24 protein-coding genes, 1 tRNA gene and 1 riboswitch are annotated in these 25,450 nt (G+C 40.1%); of the genes, 10 read left to right on the plus strand and 15 right to left on the minus strand.

Annotation, left to right across the window (positions count from 1 at the left end; all coding sequences use genetic code 11):
- Positions 1–46 precede the first annotated feature (46 nt).
- The 3 genes from B4B65_RS17495 to B4B65_RS17505 are packed head-to-tail and all read left to right on the plus strand — an operon-like array spanning position 47 to position 1,496.
- Positions 47–271, plus strand: a complete 225-nt coding sequence (locus tag B4B65_RS17495) for a DUF2798 domain-containing protein (protein WP_201678780.1) — start codon at positions 47–49, stop codon at positions 269–271.
- Positions 271–930, plus strand: coding sequence for a 3,4-dihydroxy-2-butanone-4-phosphate synthase (ribB, locus tag B4B65_RS17500; RefSeq protein WP_293917376.1), 660 nt, complete (start codon positions 271–273; stop codon positions 928–930). Before B4B65_RS17495 ends, ribB begins: the two co-directional genes overlap by 1 nt.
- Positions 927–1,496, plus strand: coding sequence for a Crp/Fnr family transcriptional regulator (locus tag B4B65_RS17505; RefSeq protein WP_293917378.1), 570 nt, complete (start codon positions 927–929; stop codon positions 1,494–1,496). The genes ribB and B4B65_RS17505 overlap by 4 nt, the downstream gene beginning before the upstream one ends.
- Positions 1,497–1,509: 13 nt before the next feature.
- On the opposite strand, the gene B4B65_RS17510 is transcribed toward B4B65_RS17505, so the two are convergent.
- Positions 1,510–2,307 carry a hypothetical protein gene (locus B4B65_RS17510; protein WP_293917381.1) on the minus strand — a complete coding sequence of 266 codons (798 nt, stop codon included), beginning with the start codon at positions 2,305–2,307 and terminating at the stop codon, positions 1,510–1,512.
- 284 nt (positions 2,308–2,591) lie between these two features.
- Complete coding sequence (locus B4B65_RS17515) at positions 2,592–3,722, minus strand: MBL fold metallo-hydrolase (RefSeq protein WP_293917383.1); 1,131 nt, start codon at positions 3,720–3,722, stop codon at positions 2,592–2,594.
- A 366-nt stretch (positions 3,723–4,088) separates the two neighbouring features.
- Between B4B65_RS17515 and B4B65_RS17520 the strand changes: the two genes are divergently transcribed.
- The 3 genes from B4B65_RS17520 to B4B65_RS17530 are packed head-to-tail and all read left to right on the plus strand — an operon-like array spanning position 4,089 to position 6,265.
- Positions 4,089–4,946, plus strand: a complete 858-nt coding sequence (locus B4B65_RS17520) for a sulfurtransferase (RefSeq protein WP_293917385.1) — start codon at positions 4,089–4,091, stop codon at positions 4,944–4,946.
- Positions 4,947–4,952: 6 nt separating this feature from the next.
- Positions 4,953–5,444 carry a GNAT family N-acetyltransferase gene (locus B4B65_RS17525; protein ID WP_293917387.1) on the plus strand — a complete coding sequence of 164 codons (492 nt, stop codon included), beginning with the start codon at positions 4,953–4,955 and terminating at the stop codon, positions 5,442–5,444.
- Positions 5,445–5,458: 14 nt separating this feature from the next.
- Positions 5,459–6,265, plus strand: coding sequence for a class I SAM-dependent methyltransferase (locus tag B4B65_RS17530; RefSeq protein ID WP_293917389.1), 807 nt, complete (start codon positions 5,459–5,461; stop codon positions 6,263–6,265).
- Between the two features lie 61 nt (positions 6,266–6,326).
- Here B4B65_RS17530 and B4B65_RS17535 read toward each other — a convergent pair whose 3' ends face one another.
- Positions 6,327–7,565, minus strand: coding sequence for a PQQ-dependent sugar dehydrogenase (locus B4B65_RS17535; protein WP_293917391.1), 1,239 nt, complete (start codon positions 7,563–7,565; stop codon positions 6,327–6,329).
- Between the two features lie 211 nt (positions 7,566–7,776).
- On the opposite strand from B4B65_RS17535, the gene B4B65_RS17540 reads away from it, so the two are divergent.
- Positions 7,777–7,962 (plus strand): hypothetical protein, encoded by a 186-nt coding sequence (locus tag B4B65_RS17540; RefSeq protein ID WP_293917393.1) that lies wholly within the window; start codon positions 7,777–7,779, stop codon positions 7,960–7,962.
- Here the strand turns inward: B4B65_RS17540 and B4B65_RS17545 are convergent.
- The 4 genes from B4B65_RS17545 to B4B65_RS17560 all read right to left on the minus strand — a co-directional run bounded on the left by B4B65_RS17545 (position 7,927) and on the right by B4B65_RS17560 (position 14,114).
- Positions 7,927–8,002: transfer RNA gene (locus B4B65_RS17545), tRNA-His, on the minus strand. The two genes, B4B65_RS17540 and B4B65_RS17545, sit on opposite strands and share 36 nt — an antisense overlap.
- Positions 8,003–8,120: 118 nt before the next feature.
- Positions 8,121–10,010 carry a molecular chaperone HtpG gene (gene htpG, locus B4B65_RS17550; protein ID WP_293917395.1) on the minus strand — a complete coding sequence of 630 codons (1,890 nt, stop codon included), beginning with the start codon at positions 10,008–10,010 and terminating at the stop codon, positions 8,121–8,123.
- A 120-nt stretch (positions 10,011–10,130) separates the two neighbouring features.
- Positions 10,131–11,924 (minus strand): glycoside hydrolase family 15 protein, encoded by a 1,794-nt coding sequence (locus tag B4B65_RS17555; protein WP_201678770.1) that lies wholly within the window; start codon positions 11,922–11,924, stop codon positions 10,131–10,133.
- A 3-nt stretch (positions 11,925–11,927) separates the two neighbouring features.
- Positions 11,928–14,114: a bifunctional alpha,alpha-trehalose-phosphate synthase (UDP-forming)/trehalose-phosphatase gene (locus tag B4B65_RS17560; protein ID WP_293917397.1), complete on the minus strand. Its 2,187-nt coding sequence runs from the start codon at positions 14,112–14,114 to the stop codon at positions 11,928–11,930.
- Between the two features lie 288 nt (positions 14,115–14,402).
- A riboswitch (SAM-I-IV-variant riboswitch) is annotated at positions 14,403–14,496 on the plus strand.
- A 65-nt stretch (positions 14,497–14,561) separates the two neighbouring features.
- Between B4B65_RS17560 and B4B65_RS17565 the strand changes: the two genes are divergently transcribed.
- Positions 14,562–14,825: a 5-oxoprolinase gene (locus tag B4B65_RS17565; protein WP_201678768.1), complete on the plus strand. Its 264-nt coding sequence runs from the start codon at positions 14,562–14,564 to the stop codon at positions 14,823–14,825.
- A gap of 251 nt (positions 14,826–15,076) precedes the next feature.
- Here the strand turns inward: B4B65_RS17565 and B4B65_RS17570 are convergent, their stop codons facing one another.
- The gene (locus B4B65_RS17570; RefSeq protein ID WP_293917400.1) at positions 15,077–16,174 is read right to left on the minus strand and encodes a DUF2891 domain-containing protein; all 1,098 of its coding nucleotides are present in this window, start codon (positions 16,172–16,174) and stop codon (positions 15,077–15,079) included.
- Between the two features lie 115 nt (positions 16,175–16,289).
- On the opposite strand from B4B65_RS17570, the gene B4B65_RS17575 reads away from it, so the two are divergent.
- Positions 16,290–17,279 carry an aldo/keto reductase gene (locus B4B65_RS17575; RefSeq protein ID WP_293917401.1) on the plus strand — a complete coding sequence of 330 codons (990 nt, stop codon included), beginning with the start codon at positions 16,290–16,292 and terminating at the stop codon, positions 17,277–17,279.
- 76 nt (positions 17,280–17,355) lie between these two features.
- On the opposite strand, the gene B4B65_RS17580 is transcribed toward B4B65_RS17575, so the two are convergent.
- Positions 17,356–18,441: an L-dopachrome tautomerase-related protein gene (locus B4B65_RS17580; protein ID WP_293917403.1), complete on the minus strand. Its 1,086-nt coding sequence runs from the start codon at positions 18,439–18,441 to the stop codon at positions 17,356–17,358.
- A 161-nt stretch (positions 18,442–18,602) separates the two neighbouring features.
- Here B4B65_RS17580 and B4B65_RS17585 point away from each other — a divergent pair, with 161 nt between their 5' ends.
- Entirely contained in the window at positions 18,603–19,205 is a 603-nt protein-coding gene (locus B4B65_RS17585; protein ID WP_293917405.1) for a DUF937 domain-containing protein, read from the plus strand.
- Between the two features lie 77 nt (positions 19,206–19,282).
- Here the strand turns inward: B4B65_RS17585 and B4B65_RS17590 are convergent, their stop codons facing one another.
- The 6 genes from B4B65_RS17590 to B4B65_RS17615 all read right to left on the minus strand — a co-directional run bounded on the left by B4B65_RS17590 (position 19,283) and on the right by B4B65_RS17615 (position 25,073).
- A complete protein-coding gene (locus tag B4B65_RS17590) occupies positions 19,283–20,002 on the minus strand; it encodes an HAD family hydrolase (RefSeq protein ID WP_293917407.1) in 720 nt (239 codons plus the stop codon).
- Between the two features lie 70 nt (positions 20,003–20,072).
- A complete protein-coding gene (locus B4B65_RS17595) occupies positions 20,073–21,101 on the minus strand; it encodes a lysylphosphatidylglycerol synthase transmembrane domain-containing protein (RefSeq protein WP_201678758.1) in 1,029 nt (342 codons plus the stop codon).
- A gap of 6 nt (positions 21,102–21,107) precedes the next feature.
- Positions 21,108–22,055: a CDP-alcohol phosphatidyltransferase family protein gene (locus B4B65_RS17600; protein ID WP_293917410.1), complete on the minus strand. Its 948-nt coding sequence runs from the start codon at positions 22,053–22,055 to the stop codon at positions 21,108–21,110.
- Positions 22,021–22,926: a hypothetical protein gene (locus tag B4B65_RS17605; protein ID WP_201678756.1), complete on the minus strand. Its 906-nt coding sequence runs from the start codon at positions 22,924–22,926 to the stop codon at positions 22,021–22,023. Before B4B65_RS17605 ends, B4B65_RS17600 begins: the two co-directional genes overlap by 35 nt.
- A complete protein-coding gene (locus B4B65_RS17610) occupies positions 22,919–23,653 on the minus strand; it encodes a nucleotidyltransferase family protein (RefSeq protein WP_293917412.1) in 735 nt (244 codons plus the stop codon). Before B4B65_RS17610 ends, B4B65_RS17605 begins: the two co-directional genes overlap by 8 nt.
- A 91-nt stretch (positions 23,654–23,744) precedes the next feature.
- Positions 23,745–25,073 (minus strand): inositol-3-phosphate synthase, encoded by a 1,329-nt coding sequence (locus B4B65_RS17615; RefSeq protein WP_201678754.1) that lies wholly within the window; start codon positions 25,071–25,073, stop codon positions 23,745–23,747.
- Between the last annotated feature and the right edge of the window lie 377 nt (positions 25,074–25,450).

The following is a 25,450-nucleotide window of genomic DNA, read 5'->3' on the forward strand; positions in this document are numbered from 1 at the left end:
CAGAGCGCTGCACTTTTGTACCATTCAATATTAAATAATTAACAGAATGAAACAGAAGTATTTTAAATATGTCAACACTTTATTTGTTGTCATTCCAATGACCCTTATTATGGCTATTGTAGGCCTGATGCGAACGTATGGTTTTGGAGAAGAATGGTTTTTCAAATTTTTAAAATCGTGGACAACTATGCTTCCGGTTGCCTACATGGCTGCCTTTATTATTATTCCTAATGCGCGAAAAATTGCTGAAAAACTACTTATTAAAGAATAATGGAGCAAAGAACACTTACCGGTTTTGGAAATAACAGTCAGCAACGGGTAGAGCAGGCACTTACCGATCTTCAAAAAGGAAAAGGTGTGCTGCTTATTGATAATGAAGACAGAGAAAATGAAGGAGACCTTATCTATTCAGCTCAACACATACAACAGGAAGACATGGCTCTGATGATCCGCCATTGCAGCGGAGTCGTTTGTCTGTGTCTGACAGATCATAAAGCAGACGAACTCAATCTCCCTTATATGGTTGCGGAGAATAACAGCCTTTTTCAGACTCCTTTTACCATCAGCATAGAGGCCAGAAAAGGAGTCACGACAGGACTTTCCGCAGCAGATCGTGTTCAAACCATAAAGGCCGCTTCAGCCAGAAATGCAAAACCGGAAGATCTGGCAAGGCCAGGGCATATTTTTCCGTTAAGAGCAAGAAAACGTGGAGTACTGGAACGTAACGGGCATACTGAAGGAAGTATTGATCTTATGCTATTGGCTGGACTAGAACCGCAGGCTGTCCTCTGTGAACTTATGAACGATGATGGTAGCATGGCCAGACTCCCGCAAATCATCCGTTTTGCAATCACTCACGGATTAACGGTCTTATCAATAGAAGATATTATTTTTTACCGTAGTTTTGTCTGTGATTATACAGATAAATGAGAGAACAACTTAGCAGATACATCCAAAATACCATTACTGTAAATACAGACGAACTTCAGACTATATTGTCTTATTTTAAACCCTTAAAACCCAAAAGGAATGAGCTATTGCTTCTTCAGGGTGAGACCAGCCAACGGACATTTTTCGTTGGCAAAGGTTGCTTAAGGATATACTTTATTAATGAAGACGGCCAGGAATCTACCCGCTACTTTGCCTTTGAAGATCAGTTTGCAACAGCACTGACCAGTTTTATTACAGGCGATCCTTCTGATGAATTTATACAGGCGATAGAGCATACTGAGCTTCTTTATATTAATCACAATGACTTCTATCATCTGCTGGACATTATCCCCCAGTGGGAAAAATTCTACCGCAAATACCTGGAGTTTGGATATGTCAACAATACCCGCCGGTTACAGTCTTTTATATCCATGGACGCTTTAGACCGCTACCGTAATCTACTGATCCAAAGCCCGGTGATTGTGCGCCGATTACCTAATAAGATCGTAGCCTCTTACCTCGGTATCTCGCAGGAAACACTAAGCAGACTGAAATCCAAAGTTTAATATCTGGAGTAAACTACCTTTCAGCCAATAGATCCGGAATAATAATATTTTCAGGTTTACCTGCATCATACAGAATATTGATCTCCCCGCTACGCGGAATAAGAGGTAAATCAATAAGACTAATAATCTTCTTGTATGCAGCATGCCGCAACTGACCTTTGGTATCTGTGAAAGAAACCTCAAAGCGTACTTCAGGCTGATCGTTGATCATCAGTCCTGTTTGCCTGACCTGATTAATACGGGCTATAGCCTGTGCTCCTGAATACAACAAATTCCGATCTCCTTTTTTTCCGAATATAAATTTTTTCACCAGTCTTTTATAAAGAAATACCAGCACAAGCATCGAGAATCCTGTCATAACAACGGGATGGGTGAAAGAAACAAAATGCCAGCCGTAACCTTTAGATTCCCGATGGTAGAAATAGATATATAATCCTGCTATATAGGCAATGAAAAGTATCAATATAGCCACCCTGATCAGTATTCCACTTGTATTGTATTGGGTGCGTTGCTCTTCCATAATAAAATAAGGCTCTTTATCAGGCTCATCATTTAAAAGAACTTTAACTTCTTTTCCTTTTTCAAACCGGTATTCATAAGGTTTGGTATCCCAAAACATCTGTTCATCCGATATAGATACTCCATTCCTGTTTTCAAACTGTAGTTTTATGCGCATCAGATTTGACTCCCTTTTATCATCATACTTGACAACAGCACTTTCCGTAACTACAGCTCTTCTCCTGATCCCGGACTGAAAGATTCTGGAAATCTCCTGTTTCGTCCTTACATTTTTGATTAGAAATTGATTCATATAAAAAGAAAGCAGATATATCCATATAACTACCGAAAGGGCCAGAAAAACAGAACTCCACAACACCGAATTACTGGGCAACTGGGAATCATCGTAAATAGCAAGATGCAGACCTATAGGAAAAGGAATACAGAAAAATAACATGTACAGTAGCCAAAAAAGAATCATTCCCTGCTTCATAAGTATATTGTTTTACTTGTAAAATAAGGATTACGGCCTTTTTGTTCTCGGCAAAATGATATTTTTCAAGCTTCAGACCGCATTCTTCTCTGTCAGGCAGTGTATTATTCTACTCCCTCCCACCATTTTTTAAATACCTGATCCGGATCGGTAAGTCTCACCACTTCGCCTATCATCGGTGTTACCAGAGGTATCCCCTTTTCAGCTGCAAGTTTGGACGTACGGGACAAAGGTTCATCCCAGGGGTGCTGTGCCAGCATAAATTTGGATGAATGGACAGGAAACAATCGCTTGGTATGTAGATCTGCGGATGCTTTTATTACTTCTTCCGGCAACATATGAATAGCCTGCCATGCTTTGTTATATTGACCGTTGTCCAGCAACGCCAAGTCTATCTGACCAAATTTATCGCCGATTTCTTTAAAATGTGTATCATAACCACTGTCTCCACCAAGATAAAGGGTCAGACTTGGTGTCTTCAATATAAAAGAGAGCCAAAGCGTATTATTACGTTTGAATCCACGGCCTGAAAAATGCCGGGTTGGCGCTGTATCCAGAGTAAAACCAGGGGCTAAAGAAATATGTTCATACCAATCCTTTTCTATAATGTGATCCACAACGTATCCCCATTTTTCAAAATGAGCGCCGACTCCCAATCCACAGATCACCGTATCCACCTTACCTTTCAATGCAAGTATAGTTTCATAGTCCAGATGATCATAATGGTCATGTGTGATGAGTAAATAATCGATTGCCGGCATATCTTCCGGTTTATAGATATCTGCTCCTTTAAAGGCCGTGTTTGTACCCGGAATAGGCGAAGCATTACCACTGAATACAGGATCTATCAGAAAACGTTTTCCATCCAGCTGGATAAAATAGGAAGAATGACCAAACCAGACTAATACATTGCTATCAGGAGCCAGGGCATGTAGATCTGTCTTAACAGAAGGAAGGCTGTCCACAGGACGTCTTCTTGGAAAGTTCTTAAAGAGCTGGTCACTCATTACGCCAAACATACTGTAGCCTTCAGTCAGTGTAGGGGTATAATGTACATTTTGAAAGGCACCTTCTTTATAATGTGTAGATTTTGTTACTGCCTCAAGGCGTACACCTGAAGGCACCTGTCCGAAAACAGCTTTTTGCATATAAAAATAAACGGCAGCCGATACCAGAGCCACTATTATAATAAAAATAGTCATTGTCTTTTTAATAATTTTAATTGTTCTTTTCATGAAAGGGATTAAAAACCAGCAAGTCCTGTATTTAAGCTGATATGGTGTTAATGTTCATTAGTTTTAATTATCTGTGTCGTTCTATATTGTAATCTGTCATCTAAAAGGAAGACGGTCTACCTGCTGAATTACTTTATCCGGAACCATCTTTTTTTATAATGAGCTTTCTTTATTCATTTCAGGCATTTTTAAGCTCCTTTTTTATCTGGATTATAACTTAAAAAGTCCTTTGAATATTATTTTGAAGGATGAATTAAGGTCATAAAGCTAATGAAAAAAATCACTTTTTGAAATCCGAACATATCCCTTTAAAACTCGTTTATTATTAAAGAATAATACTAATTTAGCGTATCAAACAAAAGCATCATGAAAGTTCCCTTTCCTTTAATCCGTGTTGAAGAATTAAACCAGCTGTATCAGGATAAAAAAGATTTTGTACTGATAGATGCTTCTGCAGGTCCTCAGGCCTTGGATCAATACCGGACCGGACACCTACAGGGAGCACTATTTATGGATCTGGAGACACAACTTGCAGCAGTACCTCAGAATGCAGCTGACGGAGGGCGACATGCTCTGCCAGAACCGAAGATCTTTGCAAATATACTATCAGAATCAGGTATACTCCCTTCACATCGTATTGTGGTATATGATGATAAAAACGGAGCCAATGCTGCTGCCAGACTATGGTGGATGCTCAAAGCAATCGGACATGAACAGGTACAGCTATTGGACGGAGGATTGCAGGCGGCAAAAAATTATGGCATGGCTCTTACCAACAGCTTACCAACTCCGCTACCGGCATCCATATACCCTGCAAGAGACTGGTTGTTACCTATAGCTTCTTTCACTGAAGTACAACAGGCTTCCACAGATGACAGCTATACTATTATAGATGTACGGGATCAGGTACGCTATGATGGTATTTCGGAACCTATAGACCTGATTGCCGGACACATCCCTAACGCGATCAACATTCCGTTCCACTCTAATCTGGATAGTACAGGGATATTTCGTACACCGGAGCAACTGACAGCTCAATATCAGCCTTTACTGGAATCCAAAGGAGCATCTCAACTTATCATTCATTGCGGATCAGGGGTCACGGCTTGTCACAGCCTCCTGGCATTTGCCGCAGCAGGACTGGAAATACCTAAGCTCTATGTAGGCTCGTGGAGCGAATGGTCCAGAAACGATCTGCCCATGATTACTAAAGCCACAAATTAATCTGTTATGCAATTCAGACATGCCATCTTATCTGATCTGATCAGGATCGTTGAAATTTATAACTCTACTGTAGCATCACGTGTCGTCACTGCCGATACCGAACCGGTAAGCACCAATAGCAGAATCCCGTGGTTTGAAAAACATGATCCTGAAAAAAGACCGCTGTGGGTTCTTGAAAATGAAGAAGGTTTTATCATCGGATGGATCAGTTTTCAGTCTTTTTACGGACGTCCGGCTTATCAGGCGACTGTAGAAATCAGCATCTATCTGGATGAAGCTTACCGTGGTCAGGGGCTTGGAAAACTGGCAATTGATTACGCTATACAACAGGCGCCCGCTTATGGCATCAAAACACTTCTCGGATTTATATTCGCACATAATACAGCAAGTCTCCGCCTATTCGAGCACTTCGGCTTTGAAGAATGGGCCATGCTTCCGGATGTTGCTGAACTTGATGGAATAGAACGAAGTCTTAAGATCTTAGGAAAAAAAATCTAATGATTCTCTACAACATGAATAAAGAAAACAACTATATAGAAATAAACAAATCCTCGTGGAATACTAAAACGACGGTACATATCAACTCAGACTTTTATGACGTTGAAAATTTTAAGAAGGGTAAATCTTCTATAAACGATATTGAACTGGAATTGCTAGGCGATATAAAAGGTAAGAAAATACTGCATTTACAGTGTCATTTCGGTCAGGACACACTTTCACTTGCGCGTATGGGTGCAGAGGTCACAGGCATCGATCTGTCAGATAATGCGATACAAGTGGCTCAGGAATTAGCCACCGAATTAGAGCTGACAGCACGCTTTATCTGCAGTGATGTATATGCACTTCCTGAAGTATTAGATGAAGAGTTCGATATCGTATATACCAGCTATGGCACTATTGGTTGGCTTCCGGATCTGGACAAATGGGCTTCTGTCATTTCAAAATTCCTGAAACCTGATGGAAAATTTGTTTTTGTAGAATTCCATCCGTTTATGTGGGTCTGGGATGACGATTTTAAACATGTCCAATATTCTTATTTTAAAGATGGAGCTATTATAGAAAGTATAACGGGCACATATGCTGACCGTGAAGCTGATATTACGCACGAAACAGTATCCTGGAATCATGCGTTAGAAGAAGTTTTCTGCAGCTTAATAGGCCAGCAACTTACTGTTACATCATTTAAGGAATACAAATATTCGCCATATAGCTGTTTTAACAATCTGGTAGAAATAGCTCCTCAGCAATTTCAGGTGAGAGGAATGGAAAATAAAATTCCAATGGTCTATTCTTTAACGGCATCAAAGCCTAAAGTATAAGCATATAAACAGTAAAGCCACGACAAATATCGTGGCTTTGTTATTTCAGATAAGTATCAGCTTATTTTTTAGCAACTTTTACCAGCCATCCGGCATCTGTTACAGCAAAAAGTTCTCCGTTTTTACCTTCAATTACAGCACGGAAACGTTGGCCCTGATCAACCAGCAAACGTTCTTCACCGACTACTTTATTATCTTTGATCACTAATCTGGCGATATGTGTACCACTTAATGCAGCGATAAAGAGATTATTCTTCCATTCCGGAATTGTATTGCTGCTATAGAAGGTGATTCCACTTGGTGAGATCACCGGATCATAATAATATACCGGTTGTTCAAGACCGTCTTTTTGTTGAATAGCCTCTCCTATTTTAGCTCCGCTATACTCCAGTCCGTAGGTAATAGTCGGCCAGCCATAGTTTTTACCCGGCTTCACAATATTTACCTCATCTCCACCCTTCGGTCCGAATTCTGTTTCCCAAAGATCGCCGGTTTCAGGATGCAGCGCCAGCCCCTGTACATTACGATGTCCGTACGAATAGATTTCAGGACGTGCATTCGCATTCCCTTCAAATGGATTGCCAGGAGCGGGCTTACCCTCCGGAGTGATGCGGATAATCTTACCCAGTGCCGATTTCAGATCCTGTGCCTGAGGACGGGTCTCCAAATCAGAACGCTCTCCGGTACTGAAAATAATATTTCCCGTTTTATCAAATAAAATACGTGATCCGTAGTGCAAAGTACCATTATATGCAGGAGTTGCCTGATATATAATCTGTGCATTTTGAATACTTTTTTCGTCATCCGCCAGCTTACCTTTACCCACAGCAGTCAGGTTCTTACCGTCGACTTTATGTGAGAAAGTCCAGTACACCATCCGATTGGAAGAAAAAGACGGATCTAAAGCAATCCCCAAAAGTCCCCCCTGTCCTTTTGCATCTACCGGAGGAAGTCCGGTGATCGGCTCGCTTAGTTTTCCGTCCGCCGTCGCAATACGTAATGTTCCTTCTTTTTCTGTAATCAACAAACGTCCGTCAGGCAAGGAAACAAGACCCCATGGAGATTTCAGATCACGGCTTAATATCTTGACTTCATATGCTGTAGCTGTCTTTACTCCTTTTATACGGGTTTGACCTACAAAAGCAGGTTTATAGTCTGTATTTGCAGGGTTCTTTTCTACAGAAGGATAAGAAGTGGTATCTGTACCGGATACTTCCTCCCCGTTTTTCGCATTCGAATTACAGGATGAGAATAAAGCTATCCCCGAAAGTAAATAAGCTAATGGAAGTTTAGTTTTCATAGTATATGCGTTGTTTAAGTAGTAAATATAAAAATTTTGACGGAAAAACAGGTTTACATCTGTGATGCAGAAATTCCTTTTTGAACGTAACTGATTACTATGTAAACGCAATTCCAACAATTTTGTTTATGCGGAAGGATATTTTGCTACTAGAAGTACCTGAGTGATACCCTAATTGCAACCTCTTAAAGTTAAAAAGGTTTATAGGAAAGTGATTTATCTGCTATTTCTTCAGCAGAAAGATATCCAGCAACCTGTCATTATCGGCTTCATATACAAAAAGACAAGAGTTCAGCGGGAGCAGTTCAGAAAAGTAAAAACTGCATATAACAAAAAAGGCAGAGAATTGATCTCTGCCTTTGGGTGGAATATGGGGCTCGAACCCACGACCTCCTGAACCACAATCAGGCGCTCTAACCGACTGAGCTAAAACCACCGTCTGATTTGATGTCACAAAAGTAGAATAAATAGCGATACTCTCCAAATGTTTTGACAAAAAAAATCCTCATTATTTTCTATCATAATGAGGATTAAGCAATTATTTTTAAATAAATATTATATCAATTCTACGCTTCTTTTCACAAAGGCGGTCAGATCAGCTCCTGTCAGCAATCCTCTTGACAATAATGCCAGATCGAAGGCTTGTTTAGCCAATTGTTCACCTTCTGCTTCAGGAGAAGTAAGAATACGTTTGATCAAAGGATGATTACCATTTACAGTTACTTTATAGTTATCCGGCAGCGTTCCGTAGAATCCCATACCTCCACCAGTCTTTGCCATATCTTTCATACGACGCATAAATTCATCCAGTGTGACAGACACAGGAGCTTCATCAGCAGACATAGCTTCCACTTCAACTTTCATATCCTGACGGCTGATCGCCTTTTCAAATAATCCTGTCGCCTGTTTAGCTTCTTCTTCAGACAAAGCCAATTCCTGTTTTTCATCTTTCTGAATCAGCTTGTCAATTACATCCGCATCTACACGTTTCAATTGTACTTTTTCACCACCTTTTTGTTCCAGATAAGAAACAAAGTGCGTATCCAAAGGACCATCCATCACAAGGACATCATAACCCTTCTGTTTTGCAGCAGAAATAAAACTGTCCTGCTGTGCTTTGTCATGCGTATACAGATAGACGATGTTACCATCTTTGTCTACTTGTATATCTTTTACTTTTTCGTAATATTCCTTGATGGTAAAGTGATCGTTGTCTGTATTTTTCAACAGGCAGAAATCAGCAGCTTTTTCTGCAAATTTCTCATCACTCAGCATACCATATTTGATAAACAGACCGATGTCGTTCCATTTTTCTTCAAAACCTTTACGGTCTGATTTAAATATTTCCTGCAACTTATCCGCAACCTTTTTTGTAATGTAATTATTGATTTTCTTCACATTACCATCTGCCTGCAGGAAAGAGCGCGAAACGTTCAACGGAATATCAGGAGAGTCAATCACGCCATGCAGTAACATCAAAAACTCCGGTACAATATCTTTTACCTCGTCTGTAATAAAGACCTGACGGGAATACAATTTGATTTTGTTACGCTGAATCTCCAGTTCATTTTTGATTTTTGGGAAATACAAAATACCAGTCAGATTGAACGGATAATCTACATTCAGGTGAATCCAGAATAAGGGTTCATCCATAGAATATGGATACAATTCACGGTAAAAAGCAAGGTAATCTTCATCTTTTAATTCCGAAGGTGCTTTTGTCCATGCCGGATGTGTATTATTGATGATATTGTCAACCTCTACAGATTTGTACTTAGGTTTACCTTCTTCATCCTCTCCATCAGCTTCAGAAGAAGTCTTGGTACCGAAACGGATAGGAACCGGTAAGAAACGGCAGTATTTATCCAGAATCTCCTGCAGACGAGCTTTGTTCAGAAACTCAGCTGATTCATCATTGACATGCAGGATAATATCTGTTCCCCTTTCTGTGCGAGTACCCTCAGAGATCTCATACGAAGTACTTCCGTCACACACCCATTTAGCAGGCTCAGCTCCATCCTGAAACGACAGCGTCTGTATTTCTACCGTATCCGCAACCATAAATGCAGAGTAGAATCCTAATCCAAACCGACCAATGATTTCATTTGCATCATTAGCTTCTTTGAATTTTTCCATAAACTCCGTTGCTCCTGAAAAAGCAATCTGGTTAATGTATTTCTTTACTTCCTCGGCAGTCATCCCGATACCTTTATCGGAGATCGTGATTGTCTTTGCAGTCTCGTCAAATTTGACATCCACCGTCAGATCACCTATCTCACCCTGATACTGTCCAAGGGAAGCCAATCTTTTGATCTTTTGAGATGCGTCTACGGCATTGGATACCAGTTCACGCAGAAAGATCTCATTATCTGAATATAAAAACTTCTTAATGACAGGAAAAATATTTTCCGTGTGTATGGAAATGATTCCTTTTTCTGTATTCATATATACTTATTTTTATTTTATCAATTTACAGGAAAGCAACATCAAGGAATATTCCAAAATCAGTTTTTTGACTTCCATAAGACATGTTGACAGTCTCTAATGACAAAATATCCAGAAATACTATTTAAGGAACAAAGGTTCATCCAGTTTGATCGCTATCCTGTAGGCTGCATTCATTAATCCTACATGACTGTAAGCCTGCGGAAAGTTACCCCACTGACTACCGTCTTCTTCATCAATATCTTCACTGAACAACATCAAATGATTACCATACTTCATCAGATTTTCGAAAATCTCCTGAGCCTCCTCAATGCGTCCCACACAAGCCAACGCCTCCACATACCAGAAGGCACAGATCAGAAATGTAGATTTAGGCTTTCCAAAATCATCCTTATGCAGATAGCGATAAAATAATCCCTCTTCCGTTTTTAGTTCCTTTTCCAGTCCCTCCAAATGTTTTTTTGCACGTTCACTGTCCGGATGCAGATAGTGCATCATAATAAGCTGCAATGTACTGGCATCCAGATTTGAACTTCCCCTCGCACTGGTATATACCATACGCTCCTCATCATAACAGCTCTCAATATATTCAGCAGCTTTTGCCATCATCTTTTGCGCTCTTGCCATAATATCCTGATCACCGATCTGTTTGGCAATCTTCAATGCCGCAGCACTGCCGGCCCACTGAAAAAGGTTACTGTAGCAATGATGATTTTCAAAATTTCTAAATTCCCAGATACCCGCATCTTTTTCATCAATTGTCTTTTCAATGCGTTGAAGAAAATAATCCAGCCAGTATCCTACTCCTGCCCGCTCTTTATAGGTAAATCGGTGATCTGTAAATAAGGGAAGTAAAGCAATGATTGCCTGGCCATATACATCATTCTGGATATGTTCATAAGCCTGGTTGCCGATCCTTACCGGCTGATTACCCTGATATCCGGATAAATAATCAAGCGTATGTTCCGTCAGTGTATGCTGACCTAAAATACCATATAACGGCTGAAGTCGCCCCTGATCAGACTGTGTGATGCCCGTAATATAGGAAGCATACTTTTCCATTTCTTCAAAATGTCCGATATACTCCAGCGCATTCAATACATAATAACTATCCCGCAACCAGCAATATCTGTAATCCCAATTACGTCCACTGCCCGGATGTTCAGGCAGACTGGTAGTACTTGAAGCAATAATAGCCCCCGTATCTTCATACTGGTGTATTTTCAGTGCCAAAGCAGAGCGTATTACTTCTTTCTGATAGAAATGAGGAATAGAAGCCTTCTTAATCCAATTGCGCCAGTAGCGTTTGGTATTATGAAAGAAATCCTCAGAAGTCTTGATCAATGGTGCTTCCAGAGAACTGCCATACGTGAGTACCAGATATTTTGTTTCATTGAGCGGCAAAGGCAGATCCGAAAAAAAATGACTGATGGGTACATTTGTCGTCAGTCTTATTTTTTCCTGATCGTTGGTAAATTCTACATGATTGCTTCCCCTGTGGCGCTCAAACATTCCTTTACCATAATCATATACCGGCTGGCAGTTGATTCGCACACGGGGACGCCCCGATATAACCTCCACCTTCCGGATCAGCATCAACGGTTTGTAATACCTGTTGTATTGCTCATAACGGGGAGCAAAATCCGTGACCTGATAAGTACCTTCGTCTGTCGTGATGACGGTCTGTAAAATATTAGTGTTTTCAATATAAGTCTGTACACTTTCAAATGATCCCGCAGCAGGAGTAATCGAGAACTCCCCTCCTTTTTCGCGATCTAATAATCTTCCAAAAACAAACGAATTTTCAAAAGAAGGCCAGCATAGCCAGTCTATATTTGTATCCTTATTAATATGTGCAATAAAAGCACAATTACCTATAATTCCTGTATTGTAAACATGTCTGTTCTGATTCATTCTTTATCTATTTTTGCAGTTCATGATATCATTCAGTAAGGGTAATACCTCCGGTTGTCCCTCTATATAATAACGTGCGGCTGAAGCTTTATTGCCTACCTTAATCGTAAATGTCTCTTCCGGAAGCGCATAAAACATATCTTCATCGGTCATATCATCACCAATAGCCAGAACAAATCCGGGCTCAAAATCCTTATAGATTTCCAGTGCAGCGCGCCCCTTATTGACCTCCGAATTTTTCACTTCTATCACATCATCCCCATCCAATAACTGCACGCCATAGTTAGGGACAATATACCGCAGCCTGTCCATCAACTCCTGAGCCCGCAGCCGTCCAAGTCCTTTCTGTACCTTACGGTAATGCCAGGCTAAAGAATAATTCTTCTCCTCTACAAATGCACCGGGTGTACGATCGGCATACTTCACCATTGTTGTTTTTATAATATCCTTCCAAACAGTAGACAAGCCTTTTTTAGCTTTCCATTCCCCGTCCGGATAATTAGACCAGGCCCCATGTTCGCCCACCAGAATCATATCCCTGTCCAGAAACCATTTTTGCAGAGTCTGATGTTTACGGCCACTGATAATAACGACCAGATTTTTCGGATCTTCACTGATTTGTTCGAGAATCTGATACAGTTCGCTTGTTGGGGTTGCCTTTTCAGCCTCTTTATTAAATCCGACCAGCGTACCGTCATAGTCTAATAAAATAAGACGTTTATCTGCACTTCGGTAATTTTCACACATCTGTTCTTTGATTTTGTCACCTACTTTTCGGGACAATTCCTTAACCTGCAGATCTTTAATCTCACGGAGTCTCTCCAGAAACTGATTTACCCAATGATGGATATTAAACTTACGTACATTTTCCAGCATAGACTCCATCCGCTCAGACTGTTCTTCTTCGGTCATTTCCAATGCCTGCATTAGACTTTGAGCGACACCATAGGCATCATTCGGATTCACAATCAGCGCATCCGGCAGCTCCCGCGCGGCACCTGCCATCTCACTTAATACCAATACCCCATGTTGCTCCGGATGACTGGCAATATATTCCTTACAGACCAGATTCATACCATCCCGTATAGGAGTTACCAGACATACATCTGCTGAAACATACAATGCGGATAACTCTTCCATCGGATAGGAATTGTAGAAGTATGCAATTGGTATCCAGTCTTCTGTACCATACATCGCATTCACTCTACCTACAGAACGGTCCACTTCATCCTTTAGCATCTTATACTGTGGCACCTGATCTCTGGATGGAACGACAAGCATATAGTAGACAACCTCTTTCATATAAGCCGGATATTCCTTCAGCAGATTCTCAAAAGCGTGAATACGTTCCAATATACCCTTACTGTAATCCAGACGATCTACGGACAGAATAATTTTGCGGTGTCTGAAATTATCTCTGATTGTCTCGGCCCGTTCCCGGATACTATTTTCTCTGGCCAGTTTTTCAAACTTACTGTTATCTATACCCATAGGATAAGCTTCTACAAACACTGTCCTGCCGCCGTGTTGCAAACTGTTGTCCTTATTTTTAGTTCCCAGAATGTGCGAACAGGCATCAATAAAATACTGCGAATCATTAAACGTATGAAATCCGATCAGATCCGCTCCCAGTAAACCATTCAGCAGTTCATTTCGCCAGGGAATCAGACGGAAAAGTTCATGGGAAGGAAAAGGAATATGTTGAAAGTAAGCAATGGAAATCTCATTCTTAAAAGCTCTTATCTGACTTGGGAGCAACATCAGCTGATAATCATGAATCCAGACTTCATCATTCTCCTGAATATAGCTTTTGATAATATTTGAAAATTTAACATTTACATTCAGATAAGTTTGCCAATTCGCTTCATCATATACTGCATAACTCGGGCGATAATGACAAATTGGCCATAAAACCTCATTTGAAAAACCTTCATAAAAACCTTCCAGCTCCTCCTGATCAAGAAATACAGCTACAAGATTCAATGTCCGTAACTTTTCCCTGATCTCCTCTTCTTCTGTTTCATTTTCAGGAACGATACCCGGCCATCCTATCCAGATATTTCCACCAGTATTGTAGATAGACCCTAAACCCGTGGCCAATCCTCCTTCGCTGGGCATGAAATTAAGTCCTTGATCGGTACGTTCTATTTTTATAGGAAGTCTGTTAGAAACTATGATAGTTTTACTCATTTTATTTTTTATTTTTTTGAAGCTCAAATACGATTTTGAGCAGATACATAGGTGAGAAGTTTAGGCGTATGCCAGATATACATTAAACAACAAAACCTCATTTTTGTTTATAATAATTGATTTTTAATATCAAAAAGGCCTTTTTTCTATTGGATTGATTCATTAAAAGCTACTCTTGTTCAGTCTCTTGTTTTACTGAAAAAGAATTAAAAAATCAGTTTCCCCGACAAGTCTGAAAAATATTTATGAATAAAAATTTGGATTACTAAAATAAAGTCTATAATTTTGGTAGAGTATTCAGAATTGTTCGAAACAATACCAACCGAGTGGAGTCACCACGGTGGTAAAATAATACGGGTGTCCGCCAAAATAAACGTCAATCACGACTTATTTTAAGCCCAGGTTCTGAATACGATTTATGGTTAAACGTTTTTAATTTTAAATGGTATGTCAACACCGATTCAACTTTATCAGGATTTTTTGGAAATCTTTCAAAAGTACAGCGTACAGGAATTAATAGAAGTCAACAATCAGGATATACAGGCACATGGCCGGCCGGGTTCCAGCGGAGCTTTCCGTACGGCATTATTACACGCATTTTCGTTAAGGGGATTGGATCTTTCCAGAATAGTTTCTAAAGAAGATGGATTTACTTCTATCACTATTTCAGCACTCCGGTTGGAGGATAATGTCCTTATACCTATAAATTAAAGAGAAATCTGACTAAATGTGTAGTTAAGCGCCGGTAAAGCAAAAGATCTGCAATAGCTACACACAGGCTTTAATCATTATGCTATTTACCTTTGAAAAGTACAGAGTCACGCTACTTTGTACCGAAGGTGCGGGCATATAGCAAATGCTGTACAGCGTATTCAGCAATATTTTGTACAGTCACAGCAGATGTCCGCACCTATAGCAAAGACCAGATCCGGACTTAAATCGAACAGTTCTATCTCTCTTCCTTAATCCTGATGTGATAGTGCATAGAGAGCAAATGTACCTAGCCAATGACTGCCCATATAATCATCATTTGAGATATTAGGCAGCGAGAAAGCAAGATGCTCATGTCCTACCTTTTTGAGATGGTGCAACTCAGGCAAGGCCTTTGCAATACCATTAAGACAAGTGGCACGGCTGAAATTCAAACCATCCAGATGAACCAGCTTGCCGTCTGTGCGATCTTTTACGACAGCCGGCTTTAATGAAAAATCCGCTTCAAACAATTGTGGCATAAAAGTCTTTAACCAGGTTTTATACGCGTCCTGAGGCAATATTTTACTCATTACAAGCGCCTCTTCCAGACAGGGAGACAGAAAATCAGAGCCACTTGGCTCATAGGCCAGATCACAATTCTTGTCCTGAGTATATAAGCGTTTTGCATGCTCTGCCAGTATATTTTCAAATTCTTTATTGCCTACAGCTCTTGCATAGTCCAGTGAAAGTGAAAAACCAAATGCAGAATTATCATGCTGTCCCGAACGTATAGGATAGACTAATTTAGGCAGGTAAGTTTGATATCGGTCTACCAATATATCTACTAAGGGCTGCAGATTCTGCGCCCACTGCTTGGCATCCGTATCATTCCAGCTTAGCAGCTCTTCCTGCAATTTGAATAACCAGGCCCAGCCATATGTACGCTCAAAACCGAGGTTATTTTTATCCTGAAAAAAAGCCAGCTCTATCTGTACATTTTCAGGAGTGATATGTTGCTTCAGTAACTGACGAATATGACCATCTTTATCCAGATCAGGATGTGTTTTCAAAATTTTGATAACAGACCAATATCCGTGCACAGAAGAATGCCAGTCAAAGCAGCCATAGAAGACAGGTCTTAATTGCCTAGGTGTTTTGAGATCCTGCTCACTACCTATCACCTGTCCGAGTTTATTCGGATACTCTGTAGTCAGACAGTGGAGAGGAAGATTCAGAATGCGCTGTGCCTGCTGTGCATCCAGCTGAATGCTTTTCACAGAATCCTGAGCAGCATTATTCTTATTTTCAGTTGATTGGCAAGAAAATAGCCCAAACAAAACAGGAAGGATCAAAATAATTCGGTTCATCATTTCAAAATCATAGTTTGGCTAAATATAGTCAAATTAAGCTCATAATAACAAGACAGACTTTTAATTTGAGAAAAGGACTCTTACTTTTAGGGAAAGTAAAAAAACGAACGCTATGAAATATCGGAAAATTGGAAAAAGCGATCTTCAACTATCGACTATTACTTTTGGCGCCTGGGCTGCCGGAGGATGGATGTGGGGAAGTACAGATCGTAATGAGGCTATAAAAGCGATACAAGCTGGCTTGGAAGAAGGGATGACATCTATAGATACAGCACCTATCTATGGGCAGGGCACAAGTGAAGAAATCGTTGGTGAAGCTATTAAAGGATTGTCGCGCGACAAGATTCAAATTCTGACTAAGTTCGGAATGCGCTGGGATACAGATCAGGGTGATCTTGTAGGACCCAGTAAAAACAATCAGGGACAGGATATTACAATCTATAAATACGCAGGTAAGGACAGCGTGATATACGAATGTGAGCAGTCGCTAAAAAGACTGGGAACAGATTATATTGATCTTTACCAGATTCACTGGAATGACAAAACTACAGCAATTGAAGAAACTTTTGAAGCCGTAGCCAGACTTATAGAACAAGGTAAAATAAGATACGCAGGTGTCTGTAATTATGATAAAGGTCAGGTAGCAAGAGCTGCTTCTGTATGTCCAATTATTTCCGATCAGATTCCTTACTCTATGGTCAACAGAGGCATAGAAAAGGAAACCGTTCCCTACTGTATTGCTAACGATATCGGAATACTTGCTTATAGTCCTATGGAAAGAGGTCTCCTTACCGGAAAAATGAAACCCGGACAACAATTCGGAGCGGGAGACCATCGTGCTAATCTTCCGTTTTTTACAGATGACAGTATTGCCAGAACAAATACATTTCTGAAAACGATAGAACCTATTGCAGATAAATACGATGTGACCCTCGGACAACTGGTATTAGGCTGGACAGTGGCTCAGCCCGGTATCACTATTGCACTGGCAGGGGCACGCAATGCATCACAGACTATAAGCAATGCAAGAGCGGGTGATTTGGAAATCGAACAGCAAGATATTGATACAATTACTAAAGAACTTCATACTATGCTTCCATAGCCTTCGTACAGGAAGCAAAAAAATCCAGACGATATACTACATTCGTCTGGATTTTTTTATTTGATATCTGCCGGTTTTAAGAAGTTGGCGGTAATTTAACACGATAAATACGGTACGGAAAAGAAGTTTTATCTGTACCTCCGTTCCATTGCGGTAATCTGTTGACCTGAGCACAGGAGAAATACAGGTATCCGTCTGTACCTATACCTAAGGAATCCGGCCAGATCAACCGTGGATCCTGCACAAGCGTGATCAGTTTGCCGGCAGGTGTGAAATATTTGATACTGTAATCCAGAGAGGAAGTGATATAAATATTGCCGGCTACATCCGCTTCCATACCGTGGCATACAGCAGTCTCACCCATCTCCTCCACATAAGAACTGAGTTGCTGTTGAGAAAGCTTATCATCCGCCAGATATTTAGTTTCTATACGATATAAATGAAGACCATTAATAGGTCTGTAATAAAAGTATCTTAAATCTTTGGTAAGTGCTATTCCATTTACATTGGACCTGAACATATTTCCAGACTTGTCCTCCATTTTTTTACCCTCATAAGTTAGCAACATACCGGAATCTGCCAAAGTCGAAAAATGATGCTGCAAGACAACCCGGCTCTTCCCGCTTATAAGATCCAGAATCACAATGGCAGCTTGCCCCGGATCCGAAAGGTAGGCCAGTTTTTTATCCGTATCCACACGTACATCATTCAGACCGGATTTGCTCTTATCCAAATCATCAAAATTAAAGACATGGAGAACCGAATCGGTATGCAAATCGATTTGCAACAGTTTAAATTGTCCGTTTTTCTTCTCACCGGATCCGTCATTTCCGAATACCGAATTCTGAGGTGCAGGTTTAGAGTCCAGTACCCACAGATGATCGTTGCCATCTACATATATATCCTGTACATTGACAAATACTTCGTCCTCATTTCCTTCTTTGCGGTTCCATTCTACATTTGGATAAGCTGTCCGCTTTCCATTCTTTACTTCTGCCAATCCCATTTCATAAGGCTCCCGCTTAGGAAAAGAAACAAAAACACGATTATCAGATGATACCGATACACCGATCGGCTGAGATTGTCCGAAGGCTGCCACAACCTCTAAGCGGTCATCTTCCGGAAGTGTACCCTGGCCCCGAGCAGGCGTTAGTGAATTCATTGTAATAGCTAAAAATATAAACGTTAAACTTCTCATTATTAATCAAACAAAGCAGTTGCAGAAATTGTTTAATTTAAAAACCGACATTTAACAAACATCAGAATCTTTGGAATAGATTTTGCCAAAATCATATAAAACACTAATACTATAAAATTATGGGAATGATTGATTTAATTACAGGCGGCATTGGCACAAAAGTCATTACTGCACTGGCTGGAAAACTGGGTATCAGCGAGACCAAAGCTAAGTGGATGGTTGCGATTGCAGTACCCTTGATGATTGCAGCACTAAAATACAATTCCAGCAAAAAATCGGAACAAGCAGAAAGCCTGAACAATGCATTGGATAACAAACATACAGGAGATGCATTGGATCGTGTAGATCAGATTGTAGAAGATGGCCCCAGCGAGGATGATGACAAAATTATCAATCATATGTTTGGTAAAAACTCCGATCAGGTAAAAAATGAAATTGCTTCCAAGACCGGAATAAGTTCAGAAACAGTTGGTACAGTACTTTCAACTCTCGCTCCTATTGTGATGGCTTATGTAGGTAAAGAAAAAGCAGCCCAAAGTAATTCCGGCGGAATCGGAGACTTGCTGGGTGGATTGCTAAACGGGGGAGGAAATGATAATACATCGGCTGACACTCAACAACAGCAGTCATCAGGTGGTGGTCTTGCAGATCTGGTCAGCGGATTCTTTGATAAGAATAAAGACGGAAATTTTCTGGACGATATTGCCGGAATGTTTACAAAGAAATAAAGTAAAAATGCCCCGCTTAGCGGGGCATTTTCAGTAGTATCGAAAGGCATACTCTATAAGCCTTTCTCTGGAATGTTTTATAAGGATTCCCAGTTTGTAATAATACGTTCCAGATCTCCTATATCATAAAAAGTATAATCTGCATCTTTCGTTTCCCCTTCATCATCCCCCTTCCAGCCTTCGCCTTTCAGCCAAAGCGTCTGACAACCACAGGCCTTTGCAGGTACCATGTCTTTACTGTAAGAGTCTCCTATCACCAGACAATCTGCCGCTGGCAGTCCGATCACATCCACCCCTAAAGCATAAATTGCAGGGTCTGGCTTACGCACACCTACTACTGAGGATTCTATAATCTTGTCAAAACAATTGTAAATTCCAAAATCCCGTAATACAGATGTAAGATTACCATAAAAATTTGAAACCATCACCACAGGATACTTTTCATGCAGACGATTCAGGCTCTCCGTAACACGTAGCACATTATCTTTAGCCAGTTCATATCCATCATTTGCAATAAGATCTGCCAGTTGATTATCAAGTCTGATATCCTGAGAAGCCAGATACTCAAATTGTACATTTAATTTAGCCTGAAGTACCTGAAGAAAATTAAAATCTTCCGTGATAATAGGATGAGTGGCCATTTTACGCTCCGCATATACATAAGCCTGATCAAACTGTTCCCTTGAAATTCCGGCTTCATATTTCTGATAGGATGACCAAAGCACGGCAGCCCAGTGCTGCCCGTTAGAATCTAATGTCCCTCCGTAGTCAAATATTAACCCTTCTATTTTTTTCATGTATTTAGCATTGTTTTATGTACCGGATTTCTAATTAATATGAGTCTCCATATCAGTTCTTCCGGTTCATTTAATTTCCTGATTCATTTAACTGTGCTTCTCTCTTGGTTTTGCTCCTCTTGGCAAAGCTCATCATAAGAAGACCTATAGCAATCCAGACCAGCTCACGGATACGGGTTGCAATACCGATAAACACACCTACTGAAGCCTGATATCCTACACTGGCGACAGCCATAGCCATCCCCCCTTCCCGTGTGCCTAATTGCATAGGGAAAAAGAAAATCAGATTGGCAAACAGAGATGATCCGGAACTTACAATCAGACATTCGATATAAGTCATCGGAAGTCCCAATGCGTGGGCTATAAAATAAATTTCAGCACATCCAACTACACGGGCAAAAAACTCCCAGCATAAAGAGGTGTAGAAATTTCTCTTACGGTCTACATATAACGACCTCACCTGATTATCTACATCTGTCAAAAGTTCGTGATGCTCCTGCTCATACAGCGCTATTTTCTTTCCTACAAAAGGCAGTTTACTAAGAGACTTCATCAGACTCACTGTAATTCCCTTTTTGTATCCTTTTGAAAACCACCACACCCCCAGCACAGCCATCAGAATAATAGTCACACACGCGATTACGACAATTTTACTTGCAGGTACAAACCAGAGAATAAGGCCTACCGATGCTACCCAGAATACAAGATGAGAAAGGATATGCATCATCGTGTACAGCAAAATAGAGGATCCGGCTTTAGAACTCCCTACATAGGGCTTCAGTTCCATAATACGGTATGGCTCTCCTCCTAATGCCACAAAAGGTGTGATATAATTGATAGAAAAACCGGTAACAATCAATTGAAAGATTTTACCAAATGGCAGTCGTGTCTTAGGGTTATCCTTTTCCAGAAGAATATCTCTCAAAGCCATAGCATTCATCAGGTAGATGACCAGCCAGCTCAGCAGAACCGGTACAAACCACCACCCCGTCTTTTGTATATTTTCCCATATTACTTCCGGACCAAGGGAATAGACCATATAGCCCAAAGTACCAAGACCCAGAATAAAGAAAATAATTTTATAGATTTTACTCGCCATTCGAGTCTAACTTTTGAGTTTATTTACAAAGTATCCGCTAACCTTTTCCTGTCTGTTGATCATATAGATCAGAATAGGATTTAATACAAACATATCAAAGAAAAAGTATAACCACACCTCTCCTATGAAAAGCCATAAAAATAAAAAGATAACACGGGTATTGAATTGAACAATATTAGTATACTTCATTAGTGGTTTGTTCATGGTTCTGAACTCTGACACCAATGCTTGCGGTAAACTGTCAACATACTTCGCTTTGATTAAGCCCAAAAGTTGCTGAAGGTTGGGAGATAAACGCTCCTGCATACGGGTATACCCCAGGTAACCATTCAATACAAATTTGCTGAATGCTTGTTTACTCCAGCTCATCTGATCAAATTCTGCCTGCAGATCGCGACTGTTATCCAGTTCGCTACCTGCTTTTCCTTTGATAAAGTATAAGTGTACATTACGGTAATAGTCAGCCATTGCAGATTGGAAAACATGCGATACCCCGGCTAATACGCCCGGAACCCATACCCATGCAGACCATCCTTCATTCATCAGTCGCAGACATAGTGCAATATGAATGGAAGCAAACCAAAAATCACCCGCAAATCCATCTAAAATACGTCCAAAACGACTTTTATTGTCTGTCATCCTGGCCAACTGGCCATCTGCCGAATCCAGTGAATTGGCAAAAACCAGTAATAACATCCCAATCACATTAATCCAAAGTGATGGATAATAAAATAAAATACCGGCTCCTACACCAAAGAAAATACTGATAATAGTAACCGCATTAGGAGTGATTCCGATCTTGGCACAGACCTGTGCTATTCTGAATCCGATCGGTCTGTAAAACCAAATGTCAATTCGTTCTTCTGTATCATTGGATTTGAGAGATTGTTCAAATGCCGTTTCTTGTTCTTCGGGAGTATTAGGATTGTTGTATACCGATGTCTCTCTTTGCATGTTGTTGAGTTGTAAAGACGTTAACGAGTAGACTACAGATAGCATCTGCAGCCTCAGCCCTGCATGGGGCAAAACTTGGCCAGTCATTGAGGTCAATAATGTGAAAATTGCCATCCGGTCCGATGATAATATCCCCACCATAGACATGAACACCCAGAATCGTAGCCGCACGGTCAGCGATTAGTTTTAATTTTTCTTCATCAAAAGGGTAATGAACCGTCTCCCCATTGATCTGCTCATATACAGCATACTTGTGGTGATTATGTTCATACGGATAGAAATAGTGAAAGAATCCGGTGTCTTTTACAGCATAGAATTTCAGAAGATCGCCTACCAGATGCTCAGAGATCACTGCTTCTTTAATCCCTCTCAGTGCGTATTCATTGAGAATGTATTTTGCCTCTTCAGCAGAGGACGCAAATGTCACGTCTTCCTTATGAATAGCATGAAAATCTCCTCTTTTTATCCAGACACCTTTCCCCTTTAAAGAGTTAAAAACTTCTGTAATATCAGAAGTTGTAGAGACCACATGGCTCGCCGGATAAGGAATCCCTCCTTCCAGCAATACATTGGTCATATTTTTGCGAAAACAGTTTTCTATTCCCCATCCGGAATTGATAACTGTCTTTCCTTCTTTTTCTAATTTTTGCAACCTTTTTACCAAGGTTTTGGTACGAGCCATTGTGACAATAAAATCCTGCGATACAGATTCTTTTTCCATGAATTCATCTTCATTACAAATCTCTATATCGGCACCTGTTAAAGTCAGCTTTTCACATACTTCATTAAATATGGCAGCATCATTACCAATATGATTTGGCGAGAAACGGCTCTTTCTCGTCACTCCCAAAATCTTAATCTTTTCAGCCATTTTTCGCACTAACTAAATGTGTTTTTTCTAAAAGGAATGCTTCAGCCATTTCCTTGTCTTTGAGATGATCGACATCTACGACCTTCCCAAAAATATGCCCTTTCACATTTAAATGATTAAGCAATAAATCTCTTTGATAATTACGCATCCGTGTATTCCCTTCCTCGACAGAGCGTTTCACTAACTCAATAGCATTCTTTCTCAACCCGTAAATACCACCGGATACATATTGAATATCTTCCGTATGCTGATCTTGAAAGCTCAGGATATTCTGATGCTGATCAGTTTTTACATATAACGGACTTTCATCATCTATAAAAGGAGTGATTCCCATATAAGCATCTGCATGTACTGCTGCACGGAATCCATGCAAATAAGATGCAAAGTCTTCTTCTTTAAAAATAGTATCAGTAGTCGTCAGGCAGCAGGCTTCCCAATCCGGATTTGCCTCAATAAGCGCATGAAAACTATGAAGAGAGCTGGGTGTATCTTTTATAATCAGGCTAATGGGCACATCAAAGTTTTCTTCCGTAAGGTAAGCTTTAAGCTCAGGAGAATGATTATTGATAATAATGTGAACGACCGGAGCACCCTGATCAGCAAAAATACGGATTAATCTTGCGATCATAGGAACACCGTTAAGTGTCAATAATGGTTTTGGAAGATCGACCCCCTCCTCTTTAAGACGGGATCCTTCTCCGGCAGCTATAATAGCAAAGTGTATCATCTTCATTATTAAAAATTACCATCACCGGAAAAGTAATGGTAAGAAAGGGAGACAAATCGCCTCCCTTTGAAAAATTATATTGTCAAAATCATTATTGGATGCTGTCTACCAACTCCTGGTAGTAATCCAATCCCAAATGAGTAATCAAATCTTCACCCATCATATGACGCAATGTATTCTGCAATTTCATAAGTTGTTTGAAGATATCATGTTCCGGAGGTAATCCAGGTGCTGTCTGAGGTGATTTCAGGTAGAATGACAACCATTCCTGAATACCGGACATACCCGCACGCTGAGCAAGATCAATAAATAAAGCAAGATCTAATGCAACTGGTGCTGCAAGAATCGAGTCTCTACACAGGAAGTTAATTTTGATCTGCATCTTGTACCCCATCCATCCGAAGATATCGATATTATCCCATGACTCTTTGTTGTCACCATGTGGAGGATAGTAATTGATTCTTACTTTATGGTAAAGATCACCATATAATTCAGGGTTTTTCTTAGCATCAAGAATCTCTTCCAACACCGATAATTTAGAAACTTCTTTTGTTTTAAAGTTTTCAGGATCATCCAGTACCAGACCGTCACGGTTACCTAGGATATTTGTTGAGAACCAACCTTCTACACCTAATGCTCTAGCCTGCAAACCAGGGGCAACGATTGTTTTCATCAACGTTTGTCCTGTTTTAAAATCTTTACCGGCAATAGCAACACCGTTTGTCTGCGCCAGCTCTTCAATAGCTGGTACATCACAAGTCAGGTTTGGTGCACCATTTACATAAGGTACTCCTTCCATCAATGCTGCATAACAATAAATCATACTTGGCGGGATGCGCTTGTCGTCATTATCCAATGCTTCTTCCAGTTTTGCAACAGTAGAAAATGCATCATTAGTTTCGATATATCTTTCTGTAGAACCACACCATACGATCACAACGCGGTCAAGGCCATTCTGCTCTTTGAAATCACGGATATCCTTACGTGCAGCATCAGCCAGTTCACGACGGGTAGTTTCAGTTTTAATATGTGTCCCATCCAGGTTTTTGACAAAGTTTTTGTCAAAAACAGCTTTCATAGGTTTAATATTCTCCAAGACCTCTTTTACCTGATCCAACTGACCTTGCTCCAATACTTTTGCTTTAGAAGCAGCAACATACACATTGTCTTCGTAAACATCCCAACCACCAAAAACGATATCTTCCAATTTTGCCAATGGAACGAAATCTTTGATTAATGGATTTCTGTCTTCTGTACGTTTGCCCAGACGAATACGGCTCAATTGAGAAACTGAACCAATAGGCAACGATAATCCTTTGTTAATAGCGGCTACACCGGCAATCAAAGTAGTAGCAACAGCCCCCAGGCCCGGAATTAAAATCCCCAACTTACCGTTGGCCTCTTTAACCTGATTTTCCATATTATTTAATAATCTATTGTTTTGTTTGTAATATTGATAACATTGTAACTAAACTTTAGGCAAGTTAAGCATTTTAGGTAATATTTTATTTATACAAATATAATATTTGACAGTTTTACCAAAAAAATAAAAAAGTCAATTTTTTGATTATTCCCTTCCTTCAAAAATCACATTTAATAATTCATTGATAACAAAAGAAATATCCCTTATTACAGGTCGTTATTATACACTATTCTCGACAAAACTAATAGTCTTTTATATTGCCAAAATCTGACAATTCCAAATACCTATAAAAGGAGCACTATTGAAACATTCCGGTACAAATAAGAATGTTGATCCCTATTGCAGCTATTCTCACAGACCAGACAGCGAATTTG

Source organism: Sphingobacterium sp. UBA5789, from assembly GCF_002418355.1.
Lineage (GTDB): Bacteria > Bacteroidota > Bacteroidia > Sphingobacteriales > Sphingobacteriaceae > Sphingobacterium.

What these genes read in the sequence shown, in the direction of transcription:
- B4B65_RS17600 (WP_293917410.1), bottom strand. Translation starts at nt 22,055, where the DNA reads ATGCAAAGAGAGACATCGGTATACAACAATCCTAATACTCCCGAAGAA.
- B4B65_RS17570 (WP_293917400.1), bottom strand. Translation starts at nt 16,174, where the DNA reads ATGAACCGAATTATTTTGATCCTTCCTGTTTTGTTTGGGCTATTTTCT.
- B4B65_RS17575 (WP_293917401.1), top strand. Translation starts at nt 16,290, where the DNA reads ATGAAATATCGGAAAATTGGAAAAAGCGATCTTCAACTATCGACTATT.
- B4B65_RS17605 (WP_201678756.1), bottom strand. Translation starts at nt 22,926, where the DNA reads ATGGCTGAAAAGATTAAGATTTTGGGAGTGACGAGAAAGAGCCGTTTC.
- B4B65_RS17555 (WP_201678770.1), bottom strand. Translation starts at nt 11,924, where the DNA reads ATGAATCAGAACAGACATGTTTACAATACAGGAATTATAGGTAATTGT.
- B4B65_RS17525 (WP_293917387.1), top strand. Translation starts at nt 4,953, where the DNA reads ATGCAATTCAGACATGCCATCTTATCTGATCTGATCAGGATCGTTGAA.
- htpG (WP_293917395.1), bottom strand. Translation starts at nt 10,010, where the DNA reads ATGAATACAGAAAAAGGAATCATTTCCATACACACGGAAAATATTTTT.
- B4B65_RS17530 (WP_293917389.1), top strand. Translation starts at nt 5,459, where the DNA reads ATGAATAAAGAAAACAACTATATAGAAATAAACAAATCCTCGTGGAAT.
- B4B65_RS17535 (WP_293917391.1), bottom strand. Translation starts at nt 7,565, where the DNA reads ATGAAAACTAAACTTCCATTAGCTTATTTACTTTCGGGGATAGCTTTA.
- B4B65_RS17560 (WP_293917397.1), bottom strand. Translation starts at nt 14,114, where the DNA reads ATGAGTAAAACTATCATAGTTTCTAACAGACTTCCTATAAAAATAGAA.
- B4B65_RS17610 (WP_293917412.1), bottom strand. Translation starts at nt 23,653, where the DNA reads ATGATACACTTTGCTATTATAGCTGCCGGAGAAGGATCCCGTCTTAAA.
- B4B65_RS17615 (WP_201678754.1), bottom strand. Translation starts at nt 25,073, where the DNA reads ATGGAAAATCAGGTTAAAGAGGCCAACGGTAAGTTGGGGATTTTAATT.
- B4B65_RS17585 (WP_293917405.1), top strand. Translation starts at nt 18,603, where the DNA reads ATGATTGATTTAATTACAGGCGGCATTGGCACAAAAGTCATTACTGCA.
- B4B65_RS17515 (WP_293917383.1), bottom strand. Translation starts at nt 3,722, where the DNA reads ATGAAAAGAACAATTAAAATTATTAAAAAGACAATGACTATTTTTATT.
- B4B65_RS17580 (WP_293917403.1), bottom strand. Translation starts at nt 18,441, where the DNA reads ATGAATTCACTAACGCCTGCTCGGGGCCAGGGTACACTTCCGGAAGAT.
- ribB (WP_293917376.1), top strand. Translation starts at nt 271, where the DNA reads ATGGAGCAAAGAACACTTACCGGTTTTGGAAATAACAGTCAGCAACGG.
- B4B65_RS17505 (WP_293917378.1), top strand. Translation starts at nt 927, where the DNA reads ATGAGAGAACAACTTAGCAGATACATCCAAAATACCATTACTGTAAAT.
- B4B65_RS17510 (WP_293917381.1), bottom strand. Translation starts at nt 2,307, where the DNA reads ATGAATCAATTTCTAATCAAAAATGTAAGGACGAAACAGGAGATTTCC.
- B4B65_RS17565 (WP_201678768.1), top strand. Translation starts at nt 14,562, where the DNA reads ATGTCAACACCGATTCAACTTTATCAGGATTTTTTGGAAATCTTTCAA.
- B4B65_RS17590 (WP_293917407.1), bottom strand. Translation starts at nt 20,002, where the DNA reads ATGAAAAAAATAGAAGGGTTAATATTTGACTACGGAGGGACATTAGAT.
- B4B65_RS17495 (WP_201678780.1), top strand. Translation starts at nt 47, where the DNA reads ATGAAACAGAAGTATTTTAAATATGTCAACACTTTATTTGTTGTCATT.
- B4B65_RS17595 (WP_201678758.1), bottom strand. Translation starts at nt 21,101, where the DNA reads ATGGCGAGTAAAATCTATAAAATTATTTTCTTTATTCTGGGTCTTGGT.
- B4B65_RS17520 (WP_293917385.1), top strand. Translation starts at nt 4,089, where the DNA reads ATGAAAGTTCCCTTTCCTTTAATCCGTGTTGAAGAATTAAACCAGCTG.